Annotated in this window: 11 protein-coding genes; 5 read left to right on the top strand and 6 right to left on the bottom strand. The window is 53.9% G+C overall.

All coding sequences use genetic code 11. The features are described from left to right. Nucleotides 1-51: 51 nt before the first annotated feature. Nucleotides 52-708 carry an HAD family hydrolase gene (locus tag ATHL_RS04565; RefSeq protein ID WP_062190248.1) on the bottom strand — a complete coding sequence of 219 codons (657 nt, stop codon included), beginning with the start codon at nucleotides 706-708 and terminating at the stop codon, nucleotides 52-54. A gap of 78 nt (nucleotides 709-786) precedes the next feature. On the opposite strand from ATHL_RS04565, the gene ATHL_RS04560 reads away from it, so the two are divergent. The 5 genes from ATHL_RS04560 to queG all read left to right on the top strand — a co-directional run bounded on the left by ATHL_RS04560 (nucleotide 787) and on the right by queG (nucleotide 6,735). Beyond that, nucleotides 787-1,665: a M23 family metallopeptidase gene (locus ATHL_RS04560; RefSeq protein WP_062190245.1), complete on the top strand. Its 879-nt coding sequence runs from the start codon at nucleotides 787-789 to the stop codon at nucleotides 1,663-1,665. Between the two features lie 69 nt (nucleotides 1,666-1,734). Further along, a complete protein-coding gene (locus tag ATHL_RS04555; RefSeq protein ID WP_062190243.1) occupies nucleotides 1,735-3,684 on the top strand; it encodes a TolB family protein in 1,950 nt (649 codons plus the stop codon). Beyond that, nucleotides 3,684-4,778 (top strand): M23 family metallopeptidase, encoded by a 1,095-nt coding sequence (locus ATHL_RS04550; protein ID WP_062190241.1) that lies wholly within the window; start codon nucleotides 3,684-3,686, stop codon nucleotides 4,776-4,778. The genes ATHL_RS04555 and ATHL_RS04550 overlap by 1 nt, the downstream gene beginning before the upstream one ends. Before the next feature lie 75 nt (nucleotides 4,779-4,853). Next, nucleotides 4,854-5,522, top strand: a complete 669-nt coding sequence (locus ATHL_RS04545) for an NBR1-Ig-like domain-containing protein (RefSeq protein ID WP_062190240.1) — start codon at nucleotides 4,854-4,856, stop codon at nucleotides 5,520-5,522. 70 nt (nucleotides 5,523-5,592) lie between these two features. Next, nucleotides 5,593-6,735, top strand: coding sequence for a tRNA epoxyqueuosine(34) reductase QueG (gene queG, locus ATHL_RS04540; protein WP_162787574.1), 1,143 nt, complete (start codon nucleotides 5,593-5,595; stop codon nucleotides 6,733-6,735). Nucleotides 6,736-6,741: 6 nt separating this feature from the next. Here the strand turns inward: queG and ATHL_RS04535 are convergent, their stop codons facing one another. The 5 genes from ATHL_RS04535 to ATHL_RS04515 form a co-directional block, all read right to left on the bottom strand. Further along, nucleotides 6,742-8,100, bottom strand: a complete 1,359-nt coding sequence (locus ATHL_RS04535) for a PD40 domain-containing protein (RefSeq protein WP_062190238.1) — start codon at nucleotides 8,098-8,100, stop codon at nucleotides 6,742-6,744. Between the two features lie 87 nt (nucleotides 8,101-8,187). Continuing rightward, nucleotides 8,188-8,937 (bottom strand): LysM peptidoglycan-binding domain-containing protein, encoded by a 750-nt coding sequence (locus ATHL_RS04530; RefSeq protein WP_062190237.1) that lies wholly within the window; start codon nucleotides 8,935-8,937, stop codon nucleotides 8,188-8,190. A gap of 71 nt (nucleotides 8,938-9,008) precedes the next feature. Then, entirely contained in the window at nucleotides 9,009-11,927 is a 2,919-nt protein-coding gene (gene uvrA, locus ATHL_RS04525; RefSeq protein WP_062190235.1) for an excinuclease ABC subunit UvrA, read from the bottom strand. A gap of 113 nt (nucleotides 11,928-12,040) precedes the next feature. Beyond that, nucleotides 12,041-12,646 carry a hypothetical protein gene (locus ATHL_RS04520; protein ID WP_162787573.1) on the bottom strand — a complete coding sequence of 202 codons (606 nt, stop codon included), beginning with the start codon at nucleotides 12,644-12,646 and terminating at the stop codon, nucleotides 12,041-12,043. A gap of 42 nt (nucleotides 12,647-12,688) precedes the next feature. Continuing rightward, nucleotides 12,689-13,495 (bottom strand): phosphotransferase family protein, encoded by an 807-nt coding sequence (locus ATHL_RS04515; protein ID WP_062190230.1) that lies wholly within the window; start codon nucleotides 13,493-13,495, stop codon nucleotides 12,689-12,691. Nucleotides 13,496-13,527: the final 32 nt, after the last annotated feature.

Raw genomic sequence — 13,527 nt, 5'->3', positions numbered from 1 at the left:
ACGGGAGAAGTCCGTTGGCTGCTTTCGAGCTTTTGCCGCAAATTACATTGTCTAACTCAATTCTTCCAGGATTGGAATGGCCTCCCTGAGAGAAGGCACCACCCGGTACGCCAGCCTGGCAATCTGTTCATCCAAGGGTTGCATATCCGGCACCAGGATCGCCTTCATCCCTGCCGCGTAAGCCGCCTGAATCCCGGCCTGTGAATCTTCCAACACCACACATTCAGGTGCGTTAACCCCAATCCGCCTGGCAGCACCCAGGAAAAGATCTGGCGCAGGTTTCCCGTGGTCCACCTCATCACCCGACACAATCACCTGAAAACGTTCACGGATACCCGCAGCCATCAATTTACGTTCTGCCAGCTTGCCATAGGTTGACGTAGCCACGGCCATTTTTAATTTTCTGGATTCCACCCAGTCCAGCAGTTCAAACAAACCGGCTTTTACCGGAATGCCTTCCATTTCAAGGATTCGAAGGAAGGTTTCTTCCCGCTCATGGTACATCCGTTCGAAAGGGAACGCCTCTCCATACACACTGGTCAGAATCTGTTTCACATCCTTCTCGGTACGCCCGATCATCTGTAAATAGACTTCTTCGGTTAACTCGTACCCGGCCCGGCGCATGACCTCACTCCATGAACGCTGTGAGACTCTCTCCGAATCGATCATCAGCCCATCGATATCCAAAATGACTGCTCGAATCCCCATCGTTACCTCAATCCTGACCAAAGTTCACCCGATTATATCGCAACCCGCACCCATAAATGCGTGATATGATCAGCCTGAATGCGGCAAAAGCTTTTCTTCCCTTTTATTATCCTGGTTATCGGGTTCCTGGTTGCCTGTCAGACCGGTCAGGCTCCCGCCTCAAATGCACCCCAATACTCTCCCACTCCAGGTATTTCAACATCTCTCCCCATAGCTACCCGTAAGCCGGGCTTCACCCCGACTCCCATATTGCCGACCCCTTCAGCCTCACCCACGCCCCCAGGATTCACGAACCTCTGCTCCCCTTTAGAAGGAGAACCTCTTGCCACTCTAAACCGGCCTGATCTGCTTAAGAATCCTTTCCAGGCACCCCGGCCTGGTGACGATGGAGGACATCACGGCATTGATCTGGCTTACTGGTCTCGCCCTGATGGTTCTTCCATGCTCGGCTTACCCGTTCAGTCAGTTGTTGATGGCTTTGTTGCCGGCGTCATCAACAACCGCCCGCCTTATGGGAATGCCATTTTGATCGAAACCCCGCTGGAGCTTATTCCACCTGCCTGGCAGCAGGCTCTTCCCTTTTCGTCATTCCATTCCAATTCCCCGCTAATTCCTCCCATCAGTCTCACCTGCCCAAAATACCCCGACCCTCCTGCTGCCAGAAGCGCCTCTCTCTATCTCCTGTATGCCCATCTTCAGGAAGCCCCCACCCTGACCACGGGAGAGGTTGTGTCATGTGGCCAAACGATCGGGAAGGTGGGCACCAGCGGAAAATCGGTCAACCCTCATCTTCATCTGGAGACGCGAATCGGCCCAGCAGGAATATCTTTTCGTTCCATGGCGCACTACGATAACACCGCAACTGAAGACGAAATGCTCACCTATTGTCTCTGGCGTCTGAGTGGAGAGTTCCAACCCTTTGATCCCTTGCTCCTCCTTTCGCTCCCATCCCCCTGATTTGTCTGGTAGTTGTAAACTGTAAGGTCATCCCTTGTTGTTAAAAGATGCTAGAATCAGACAAATCGGATGAAACAAACCGCGCGTCTTACCCCCGGACTGGTCGTCCTCATTCTGCTCCTGCTCATCGTTCTGAACGGCCTTGCGCTGGCCTGGCTGGGATGGCCAGTTTTTCAGAGCAACCAGCCCGCACCTCTGCAGTCCGATCCAGGTAGCCCGGCGCATCCCCTTCCGGCAACCAACCAGCCCGAACCCACTCAGACAGCCTCTCCCACTCCTCTCCCGGCTACCCCCACCTTCACCCCCTTCCCCCTTCATCTTGGTGATCCACAGGTTGCTGCCAGCCTTAAAGAACAGGGGATGCTTTTACTGGCCTTACGAGATGGGAATCAGGTGCATTTCTTTGCATACCATCCAGACCTCCTTCCACTCACCCGCCTGACAAACACCCCATGGGATACCATTGATCCCGCATTAAGCCCGGATGGCACGCAGCTGGCCTTCAGTTCACGTCAAAACGGCTACTGGGATCTCTACCTCCTTGACCTTCGTTCCGGTGAGGTTACCCGGATCACCGATACTCCTGAATACGAAGGCACACCATCCTGGTCGCCCGATGGGCAATGGTTGGCCTACAGCGCATACATCAATAATAACCTCGACATTTACCTTCGTTCCTTAACGGATTCATCGCTGAACCCTATCCGTCTCACCGATGACCCTGCTGCCGATACCCAGCCATCCTGGTCGCCCGAGGGACGGAAGATCGCTTTTGTATCCACACGCACCGGCGATGCGGAAATTTGGGTTGCCGACCTTGACCGTACAGAAGGGCGGTTCACGAACATCAGCCAGAAAACGACTGCTCGAGATCTATTCCCCATCTGGTCGCATGACGGACAACAGCTTGCCTGGGCTTCAGCTCAGGCAGGGGATCATCTCCTGCGTATATGGGATAATCGCACAAAAAAGGTGTTTGACAGCTCTGGTGGAACGGGTGATCGGCCTGCCTGGACCCCGGATGATCGTATTCTCTTCTCAGCAGTATCAGCACCCAATCAGAACACCCTGGCGGCCTATCTGGTAGGAAGTGGCATGCAGCGCATGCCACCACTCAACCTGCCGGGTCAGGTCTATGGGCTGGTCTGGGTGCGGGGCCCTCTCTCTGGCTGGCTTCTGGATCAAATCAATCGTGCAGACACCGCTCCCCACCCACCCCTGACCTACCCTGTCCTCACCCAGCAGGCTGGCCCTCCAACCGGTCGCCTGAGCATGGTGCCCCTGGAAGATGTTTCAGCCCCCCAACCAATGCTCCACGATGCCATGGATGAAGCATTTCAGGCGTTAAGGCTCGAAGCCGCCAGGCTCTCAGGTTGGGATGTGCTTTCCAGCCTGGAAAACGCCTTCATTCCCCTTACCTCTCCGCCTGAGCCAACCCTATATGATGACTGGCTTTATACAGGTCGGGCGTTTGCCATAAATCCGGTGATTTATTCCGCAGGTTGGCTTGCCGTGGTTAGAGAAGACTTCAACGGGCAAACCTACTGGCGGTTATATCTGAAAACGCGCTTTCAGGATGGGTCTTCAGGCGCCCCCCTCATGGAGCCAGTGTGGAACCTCAACGCCCGGTTTAGCGGCAACCCGTACGCTTACGAGCAGGGTGGTGAGACTGACGGCGTTCCCGAAGGATACTGGCTTGATCTGACCGAACTGGCATCTCGCTTTGGCTGGGAAAGACTCCCGGCCAGGCCAAACTGGCGAGCATTCTTCCCCGGCATTCGCTTTAATCAATTCGTCATCAGGAATGGACTGGACTGGAACCAGGCAATGGCAGAAATTTACCCCCCTGAAGCTCTTGCAACCCCCACCTCCATGCCAACCTATACGAATACCCCAACTTTCACCCTCCCCCCGACCCGAACCCGTGTGGCACTTTCCACTCCAACCCCCACGTTCACTTCCACTCCTACCCCAACCTTCCGTCCAACCCTGACCCTTCCTTCTGGATTCACCCGGTAATGCGTCGTCTGTTCCTGTTTTCCCTGCCCCTGACCTGGTTACTTATCAGCCTTCAGGCTTGCAGTCGGCCTCAACCAGTGCCCGCCAATCTTGAACCCTCTGCCACACTTCCCCCGATGATCCTCATTGAGAGCCAGGTTGCTCAGACTGAAGAAGCCCTTGAAACCAGCCAACCCCCGGAAAACAACTCTGCGCCTCTCCGCTTTACCTTTCCAACACCCATTCCCCCGCCAAAATCTCTCTGGCGACCCGCACTCTACGAGGTGCCCTGGGCGCTGGGACCGTTTGATCATTTTTACTTTTCTCGCCCCATCGCCGCCAATGAAGTGAACTGGCCTGTGGCAGATTATCGATACGGAGGTATTTTCTTCAGCTCCGATATTGTTCATACCGGGGTAGACATCCCCGTTCCGCGCAATACCCCTGTGCTTGCTGCGGCATCCGGGCGTGTGGTCTGGGCCGGTTATGGCCTGTATTACGGCAACAACGATCCGAAAGATCCGTACGGCCTCGCCGTCACTATCCGGCATGATTTTGGTTTTCACGGCCAACGGCTTTACACCGTATATGCCCATCTGGAGCGCATTCTCGTGGTGACCGGTCAGATCGTACAGTCTGGAGAACAAATTGGCCTGGTAGGTACCACAGGTCTCACCACAGGACCTCACCTCCATTTTGAGGTACGAACCGACAGAAACAGCTACTTCACCACTCTCAACCCCGAATTATGGCTCGCCCCGCCGGTTGGCTGGGGGGTTCTGGTGGGGCAGCTACGCAACACGAATGGCTCATTCCTCACCGAACAGGATGTGATAGTACGCAACCTCCAAACGAACCAGAAATGGACGGTGCGTTCGTATGGGAAAACCGCCGTCAACAGTGACCCTTATTACCGTGAAAACCTCGTACTGAGTGATTTGCCCGCCGGAGATTATCAGATCACGCTTCAGTATCTGGAAGATGAATTCACCCTCGACTGCCAGATCCGCCCGGGTGCCATCACCTACTTTACCTTCCGCGGGAAGAATGGCTTTAAGCTTGGAATGCCCTCCCCTCCCCCGGTGGATGACCTGTTGAGACCTTTCAATCCTTAATTTTTCATTTACCCTTGACAATTCGGCCATCCCGAAAGAGAATACACCTCGTCTATTACGTCAGGAGGAATTCGCATGTCAAAAACGAAAATCACCGCCAGCCTGGTTCTTCTTGTGGCGGCAACCATCATTCTGGCAGCCTGCCAGCAAAGCACACCGGTGGCTCCCACCATCGATGCCAACGCGATCTACACCCAGGCTGCTGCTACCGTCGCGGCCGGGCTGGCACAGACTCAACAGGCTTTGCCATCCCCAACCCCCACGCCCTTGCCTCCCACCCCAACCGTCACGATGATCGTCAATCCGACTGCCACCCTTAACCAACCTGGCCCTGGTAATGAAACACCGACTGCTACCCAGGCAGTGGTGCTTACTCCCATTCCCACAAATACCCCGGCAGTCGCCCAACCCAGCGTCGCAGATAAAGCCGAGTGGGTTTCTCAAAGCCCGGTGGATGGTACCGAAGTGGGTAAAAAGGACGTCGTTACCGTCAAGTACGTCCTTAAGAACGTGGGAAAGACCACCTGGACACCCAAATATACCTTCCGATATTACGCGGGAGATAAAATGGGCTCCCCCAATGACCTCAACCTCACCAAAGAGGTCAAACCCAATGAAACGGTTGAAATCTTGTTCCAGTTGACCGCCCCGGATAAAGCCGGAGAGACCAATACCATCTGGGTGCTCACCAATGCTGATGGGGTGAATTTCTTCTCGGTTTACCTCAAATTGGTAGTTAAATAAACCGTTCAGTCCACAGAAAAGGCCACAGGAATGCCATCCTGTGGCCTTTTTGTTATACTTACCACAGAAGATGAACCTCAAAGAGCTTATTCGCCAGCTGGCTCACGAAGTCGGTTTCGAGCTGGTTGGTTTTACCCATCCATCTCCACCTCCACACCTGGAAACCTATCTTAACTGGGTAGCCCAGGGAAGGCATGCCGGAATGGCTTATCTGGCTACTTCCCGCGCCCAGGAGTTGAGGGCTGATCCGGCACGCATTCTCCCAGGGGTGCAGTCGATCCTCGTGGTTGGAATGCGTTACTTTAACCCTGCCCGTCACTCCACCCCTCCCACCCCCCTGCATGGCAAAGTGGCTGCCTATGCGTGGGGAAAGGACTACCACGAAATTATCCTCGAGCGGCTCGAACAGATAGCTCACCGCATTAAAACTCTGAATGGCGCCCCCCTCACCTACCGCGCCTATACTGATACCGGCCCCATTCTGGAACGGGATATCACCATGCAGGCCGGACTGGGATGGATCGGGAAAAACACCTGTCTCATTTCTCCCCGCCATGGCTCTTACTTTCTGCTGGGTGTGTTATTCGTCGATCTCAAAATCGATCCAGATCCGCCTTTTACGACCGACCAGTGCGGCAAATGCCGGAGATGTATTGAAGCCTGCCCCACCCACTGTATCTTACCCGACCGCACCATCGATTCATCACGCTGTATCTCGTATCTGACCATTGAAAACAAAGGCTCTATCCCTGCTGATTTGCGTCCCGCCCTTGGAAACCAGGTTTTTGGCTGTGACATCTGTCAGCAGGTTTGCCCATGGAACCTGTGTTTTGGAAAATTAGATGGAAGCCCGCACCTTGCACCGCACCCTGAACAACCATTTCCCCACCTGCCCACGGAACTCCTCCTCACCCCTCAACAATTCAAAGAAAAATATCAAGCAACCCCCTTGTTGCGATCCAAACGCCGTGGCTTTTTACGTAACCTGGCAGTCGCCCTGGGAAATACCCGTGACCCACAAAGCATCCCTGCCCTTTTAACCTGCCTGAATCATGAAGAAGAACCCCTTGTTCGCGCCCATGTTGCCTGGGCTCTTGGACAGATAGGCACTCCCCTGGCTCTTAAGGGTCTCCATGAAGCCCTGCAACAGGAGCGTGACCCTGCAGTGCTGGATGAAATTCGCGCTGCGATCCAATCTGCCCAGTCCGGCTGACCGAACTCACGGAAGCCACTGGGGTAGCATCGCGTCGCTGGCAACCTCTATCGTACGGTGCTCCTCCTGTGACCAGACCCTGACTGCTGGTGTTGCAGAAGAGCCTCCCGATCGAAAAACCTGAAACGCCAGATGAGCACTGTCCGGGCTCCAGGAAGCCATCCCCAGAATATCGGGGGCGTTAATCGCAATCGTGGTTGCGGTTCCTCCTGGGTTTGACATGACCTCAAAAATTCGCGATTCGGGGTGACCAATCTCAGCCCGCCGTACTGCCAGCCACTGACCATTCGGAGAAAACAAAGCAGGCCCTTCATCAATCCCAGACTCCCCTTCGCCCGGAAACACCCGGCTGATTTTACGGGTATCGGCATTCCATTGAACCAGAATGTTGAAAGTAACTGTTTCTTCCTGTTGAACCTGAACAAAATATAACCACTGACTGTCCGCAGTCCAGGTGGCCGGAATGTTTGCCGCCCTTTCCAGCACGACCTCTTCTCCGGTCGATAATTTCACCAGATGAATCTGGGCCGCCAGCTCATCATAATAGCTCAACCATTTACCATCGGGAGAATATGCCGGGTTGCTTCCAGAATGCTCCGGGCTCATCGGCAGGGGTTGTGTTGAACCATCGTTAAGATTCATCAGCCACACCCGTGGTAAACCCGGCGAACTCCCCGGCACCCCGTTTGCATTCCGACGCACATAGGCCAGCTGATCTCCAAACGGAGAAAAACTCGGTTGGATACATATATCTTCGCCGCAGGGTAAGAGGCTTCGAGCTGAACCTCCTTCTCTGTCCGTAATCCATAAACTGATTCCCCCCTGATCATTCTTCGCCGAATATAGAATCTTTTCGCCGCTTCGATCTACGGCGTAATCATATATTTTTCCCTGCGTATGCGTCATTTGAACCGCCGGGGTACCATCCAGCACAAGACGCCATATTTCTGGACGGTCACTTGGTGAAAGGTAAAGAAGTTGGGGGGAACGCACAAGGAAAGTTCTGGTACTCCCCTTACCGAAAGGTTGTCCTCCTGCCAGGGGGCTTTTCCCCGCTACTTTCACTGTATATTCTTCCCCCACGTTCAACGGTTGCGAAGGCCAGAAAGAAACTCGACTTCCATCCCATCGAAACTCCCCTGTCAGCGGTGGTTCAAACCCAATCGATGCCTCAGCGGCCTCTTTATCCGCCGTGGATGAGAATATGACGACGAATGGTCCAAAAACACCGATCGTCCCATCTCCATTCCCGGGCACAATCCCTGCAGGCTGGAGTAAATGCACACCAAACCAAAAAACAGCCAGAAGCAGGAACAGCCCCCCGCCCAGGAAGAAAATCAACCGTCTGCCAGTTCCAGATTTCATTGCCATTAATCAAGAGTACCCCCGCCGTCCTCTGGTGAGGACGGCGGGAATGTTAAAAGTCAGATCAGACAGAGAATCTGAGAGTAATCAGGGCGTTGGAGAAGGGGTGCCAGTAGCAGTCGGTGGAACCGGCGTAAAGGTGGGCCCGCCGGGTGTAACCGTGCGTGTTGGAACCCGCGTGGGGGTAGCCGTGACAATATTCACCGGAATCACCAGTTTTTGCCCGGCAAAAATATTGTTTGCGTCGGTAAGCTTATTTTCTTTCAGGATTGCATCCACGGTGCTGTTGAACCGGGCCGCAATATCAGCCAGCCGCTCACCCGTCTTCACCGTATATTCAATCTTCTGCCCCCGCGGGAAATCACTGGGTAACGGGGTTTCAGTGGGCAACTCCTGTCCTTTAACCGGCACGAGGATCTTATCTCCCGGTTTAATCGGGCATGCATTCCCGAAGCTGTTCAACGCCAGAAGCACATCCAGAGAGACCTCATATTTCACAGCGATATCCCAGCAGGTATCTCCCTCCTGCACGGTGTATTCAAACGGCCCGCTCGGGGTAGGAGTTTCGGTAACCGTCGGCGTTAAAGTTTCGGTTGGCGTCAGAGTCGGAGTCGCGCTGGGCACTGTGGGAGTCGGGGTGTTGGTGCTCGTCGCCGTTGGAGTGGGCGATGCAAAGAGCGCAATACTGCCCTTGCCAGGGCCAACAAACCAGGTGATGAGAATGATTAACCCTACCACAACAAGCAAAACCACCAACCCCCAGATCATAAAGGGCAACATCTGCTGGCGCTTTCGGTAGGAATCAATCACGCTTTGCGGTGAGTCTTTTCCAATCATAAGGGTTCCTGTTTTGAAATTCTCCTGAAAAGTTATGGCAGGCGTTCAAATTTCTGCCATTTTTCATTGTACTAAAGAACTTTGGATCGCGATAGGCTCTCCAATTGTTGCTCCTCTTCAAGATATCGCTTGAGGAACTGACCTGTGTAAGAATCCGACACCTGGCATACTTCTTCAGGAGTTCCGGCAGCGATAAGTTCTCCGCCTCGATCGCCCCCCTCCGGTCCCAGATCGATCAGGTAATCAGCCACTTTGATAATATCCAGATTATGCTCAATGATCAAGACCGAGTTTCCTGCATCTACCAGCCGTTGCAACACCTCAATTAGCTTATGCACATCAGCAGCATGTAATCCCACCGAGGGCTCGTCCAGCACATACAGGGTCTTCCCGGTTGCACGGCGCGATAGCTCCCGTGCCAGTTTGACACGTTGCGCTTCGCCTCCCGATAATGTGGGAGCCGGTTGTCCAATCCGCACATACCCCAGGCCTACATCCATGAGAGTGCGCAATTTATTGACAATGGAAGGGAAAGCCGAAAAGAGTTCAAGCCCCTCTTCGACAGTCGTATCCAGTACTTCAGCGATATTTTTCCCCTTAAAACGCACCTGTAGCGTTTCACGGTTGAAACGCGCTCCATGACAGACATCACAGGGAACATAAATATCGGGCAGGAACTGCATTTCAATTCGCAACTGCCCCTGTCCCTGACACGCCTCACACCGCCCACCATGGACATTGAAAGAAAACCGCCCCGATTTGTACCCCCGCATTTTACTTTCGGGCATTTCAGCGAACAACGCCCTGATCTCATCGAACACACCGGTATACGTTCCCGGATTCGAGCGCGGAGTTCTCCCGATGGGTGACTGGTCAATATTAATCACCTTATCAATATACTCCAGGCCTTCAATGCGGTCATAATCACCTGGTTGAGTATGAGCACCGTGTAACTCTCTTGCCAGTGCATTGTATAGAACATCTACGAGCAGGGTCGATTTTCCCGATCCTGAAACCCCTGTAATGCACACCAGTTTCCCCAGGGGGATTTCTACCGTCAGATTCTTCAGATTATTGGCACGCGCTCCGATGATCGTCAGGTGCTTTCCGTTTCCCCTTCGGCGTTGAGGTGGCAAAGGAACCTTGAGCCGTTTGGAAAGATAAGCCCCCGTCAGGGATTCTGGATTCTCGAGGATTTTTTCCACAGGCCCTTCAGCAATCACCTTTCCACCATGCTCACCTGCCCCCGGCCCCAGGTCGATCACCCAATCCGCAGCATGGATGGTCTCTTCATCGTGCTCCACCACCAGCACAGTATTCCCCAGATCCCGCAACTCTTTCAGGGTAGCCAGTAACCGGGAGTTATCTCGCGGGTGCAACCCGATGGATGGCTCATCCAGAACATACAGCACCCCCATTAAACGGGCGCCGATCTGCGTAGCCAGTCGAATACGCTGAGCCTCTCCACCCGAAAGCGAACCCGCCGAACGCCCCAGAGTCAGATAGTCCAGCCCAACATTGACAAGGAACCCCAGCCGCGCACGAATCTCTTTGAGTATCCGATCTGCAATAGCAAGCTGACGCGGAGAAAGGGCCCCCCCTTCTGCCAGCTCATTCACCCATGCCAGGGTTTTCAACACTGGCCAGCTCGTCACCTCGATGATATTCGCACCGTTTACCGTGACAGCCAGAGCCTCCTTACGCAAACGAGCCCCACCGCAGGTTGGGCAGGGTTTATCGGTCATAAACTCGGCGATCTTCCCGCGAATATATTCCGAGTTGGTCTCGCGGTATCGCCGCATAAGGTTCGGGATCACCCCTTCAAAGGGAGTCCTGAAGCTCGTTTCGCGTCCATTGCGTCCCTCAATCCTCACATCAACCTCTTCGCCAGCCGTCCCATAGAGGATCTTCTCCAGCTTTTCCGGCGGAATACTTTTCACCGGGGCATCCAGGTCAATGCCATACCTCTCAGCGACCGCTTCGATGGTCTGCCAGTAGTAACCTCCCTGTTCTCGCGGGCCATTCCACTCCAACGCCACAATGGCTCCATCGCACAGCGAGCGTTCATCATCAGGGATCAACAGATCGGGGTCAATTTCCAACCGGCTACCCAGACCCTGGCAATCAGGGCAGGCTCCGTGAGGGGTATTGAAGGAAAAAGTCCTTGGCTCAATTTCTGGCAGGCTCACCCCATGCTCCGGGCAGGCCAGGTGTTCTGAAAAGAACAAATCCTGGGGCGGTTCGGCTGAAAGATTGTGCACCGTAAGGTAGCCTTCACCTACTTTTAACGCAGTTTCGACCGAATCGGTGAGCCGGGTCAGGAAAGTGCGCCGATCTTCTTCGGTTTCGGCTCGATTGAGAATCAAACGATCAACCACAGCCTCAATGGTGTGGATTTTATAACGGTCCAGCGTGATCTCATCCTCAAGGCTGTATACCGTGCCATCCACACGCGCGCGAACAAAACCCAGTTTGCGTATCTCTTCGAACACAGCCTGATAGGTGCCCTTACGTCCACGCACCACTGGCGCCAGGATTAACAACCGTGAACCATCTGCCATTCGCTCGATGGCATCCACAATTTCCTGAGCGGACTGCTTTACTACCTCGCGGCCACACACCGGGCAATGGGGCACCCCCACCCGGGCGAACAGTAAACGCAGATAATCGTATACCTCAGTGACAGTGCCCACTGTCGAGCGCGGGTTATGTGTGGTCGCCTTTTGGTCGATCGATACCGCCGGAGAAAGGCCTTCGATAGCATCTACGTCAGGCTTGTTCATCTGGCCCAGAAATTGTCTTGCATACGCCGATAATGACTCAACGTACCGCCGCTGACCTTCGGCAAAGATCGTATCAAAAGCCAGCGAAGACTTGCCTGAGCCTGATAACCCTGTTATGACCACCAGTTTTTCGCGCGGAATTTCAACAGTAATATTCTTCAGGTTGTGCTCGCGCGCGCCCACCACCCGGATTACATTCTGTGACATACCCCTGAGCCTCCCATCAGCCAGACGGCTGAAATGGTCAATGAACAAATGAGTATTATATCAAAGAAAATGGGAAACTTTGTTCTATGCCTTAAGAGCGGTGAGGCGTTTGATCACCCCATGCTCGCCAGGAGCTTCCAGGCCCACCATACCGTAGCCCGGCTCCCCCACCATTGCACTGCCAGAAGCGCTCCACCGCCGGTAAGAATTAACCAGTAAATCATCTCCCGGGTAACATCAAAGGGCAGCCCCAGCATCCCCTTCAGATTAGCCGCAGTGTAAGGGTCTGTCAGCGCAAGGATAGCCGAGGTAACGCAGACGATAAGAAGGACACCCAGTGTAAACCAGGCGATTCCGATGGCAGATTTTTTTACTTCAGTCCCATTGCGCCCCTGGTGTGCCAGCCGACATCCCATCAAGAAACAGAACAGGAAACCCGGAAGGAGATTAAATACCGGAACTCCCATGAAGAAACCAAAGGTACATATAGAGTAAAACAAATACCCCCCTCCCCAGACCCACATCGGAGCGTGGATGGCCCGAAGCAGGCCTTTTTTTAAGAAAACTCCATCCACAACCGCCCCGGCCAGTGCCCCGAAAACGCCCCCCGCGAGGATCCAGCGTTCGGGGAGAAACAGGTAAGCCGCCCACCAACCGAGAAGGAATCCCCCGATCCATGGAATACCCCCCAACCAGAGAAGAAGCAAGAATCGCTCCATATTTTTTAAGGTTATTATTCCTTTCATCCAAACCCCGCCTCTCTACATCAGCAAAGACTGGATAAGCCTTACGATTCTTCCTTTTTCGCCGGGAACACCTTCTGCCAATCGGGCAGCTGCTACTGGCAGAAGCCAGGCTTTGAGATCATCCATGGAGAAACCAACCAGCCTCTGAACTTCCCGCAGGTATGTACGGTATACGAGCCTGCCAGCCCACTCAAAGAGCCATCTGGCTCGTTTACCGGAGGGTGGCCCGGCAATTTGGAAGATCAACGCACTTCGAGCAATATCCGCCAGAGAGCTACCGCATCTTGCATTCATCCAGTCTATGATCATCCATCCGCGTTCTGTGAAAATGAGATTGTCAGGATGAAAATCCATATGACACAGGCTGTCTCCATCCGGCAATTCCCGCATCCGTGCCATGATTTCTGCCCCCTTATCAGAGGGTAAATCCCCGGATTCGATCATCCTTTGTGTGGTTGCCTCCAGCGAGCGTTTCACCGGGGGCAAGCCATCACCTGAAGTACGAATGACCCCAGCTTGCAGAGCAGACAACCCGCGTATCAGTGCAGATAACCTCCATGGCTGCCGGGAAAACATGGCCAGCAGGGTTGGACCCCGTGCCCGTTCATATACAATCCCGAAACGCCCATCCATCTGAACCAGCTCAAAAGGCTGAGGCATTGGCACGCCATTTTGGAATGCCAGCCGGGCAGCCATAAATTCAAAGTTTGCCCATTCTGGTTCCACCCACGCATAAAATAGCTTGAGAACCTTTCCTTCCCCCTCCGAAAGAATCTCAGCAGTCCTGCCAACCCCTAACACCTCGCGTTTCCGGGTATTCATTTCAACAGACAATACCTGTGTCCATGAACCTG

This window comes from Anaerolinea thermolimosa, from assembly GCF_001050195.2.
Lineage (GTDB): Bacteria > Chloroflexota > Anaerolineae > Anaerolineales > Anaerolineaceae > Anaerolinea > Anaerolinea thermolimosa.
Note: the sequence above shows the minus strand (reverse complement) of the source record. Positions and strands in the feature narration are given on the sequence as shown.

What these genes read in the sequence shown, in the direction of transcription:
- ATHL_RS04565 (WP_062190248.1), bottom strand. Translation starts at nt 708, where the DNA reads ATGGGGATTCGAGCAGTCATTTTGGATATCGATGGGCTGATGATCGAT.
- ATHL_RS04560 (WP_062190245.1), top strand. Translation starts at nt 787, where the DNA reads ATGCGGCAAAAGCTTTTCTTCCCTTTTATTATCCTGGTTATCGGGTTC.
- ATHL_RS04555 (WP_062190243.1), top strand. Translation starts at nt 1,735, where the DNA reads ATGAAACAAACCGCGCGTCTTACCCCCGGACTGGTCGTCCTCATTCTG.
- ATHL_RS04550 (WP_062190241.1), top strand. Translation starts at nt 3,684, where the DNA reads ATGCGTCGTCTGTTCCTGTTTTCCCTGCCCCTGACCTGGTTACTTATC.
- ATHL_RS04545 (WP_062190240.1), top strand. Translation starts at nt 4,854, where the DNA reads ATGTCAAAAACGAAAATCACCGCCAGCCTGGTTCTTCTTGTGGCGGCA.
- queG (WP_162787574.1), top strand. Translation starts at nt 5,593, where the DNA reads ATGAACCTCAAAGAGCTTATTCGCCAGCTGGCTCACGAAGTCGGTTTC.
- ATHL_RS04535 (WP_062190238.1), bottom strand. Translation starts at nt 8,100, where the DNA reads ATGAAATCTGGAACTGGCAGACGGTTGATTTTCTTCCTGGGCGGGGGG.
- ATHL_RS04530 (WP_062190237.1), bottom strand. Translation starts at nt 8,937, where the DNA reads ATGATTGGAAAAGACTCACCGCAAAGCGTGATTGATTCCTACCGAAAG.
- uvrA (WP_062190235.1), bottom strand. Translation starts at nt 11,927, where the DNA reads ATGTCACAGAATGTAATCCGGGTGGTGGGCGCGCGCGAGCACAACCTG.
- ATHL_RS04520 (WP_162787573.1), bottom strand. Translation starts at nt 12,646, where the DNA reads ATGGAGCGATTCTTGCTTCTTCTCTGGTTGGGGGGTATTCCATGGATC.
- ATHL_RS04515 (WP_062190230.1), bottom strand. Translation starts at nt 13,495, where the DNA reads ATGAATACCCGGAAACGCGAGGTGTTAGGGGTTGGCAGGACTGCTGAG.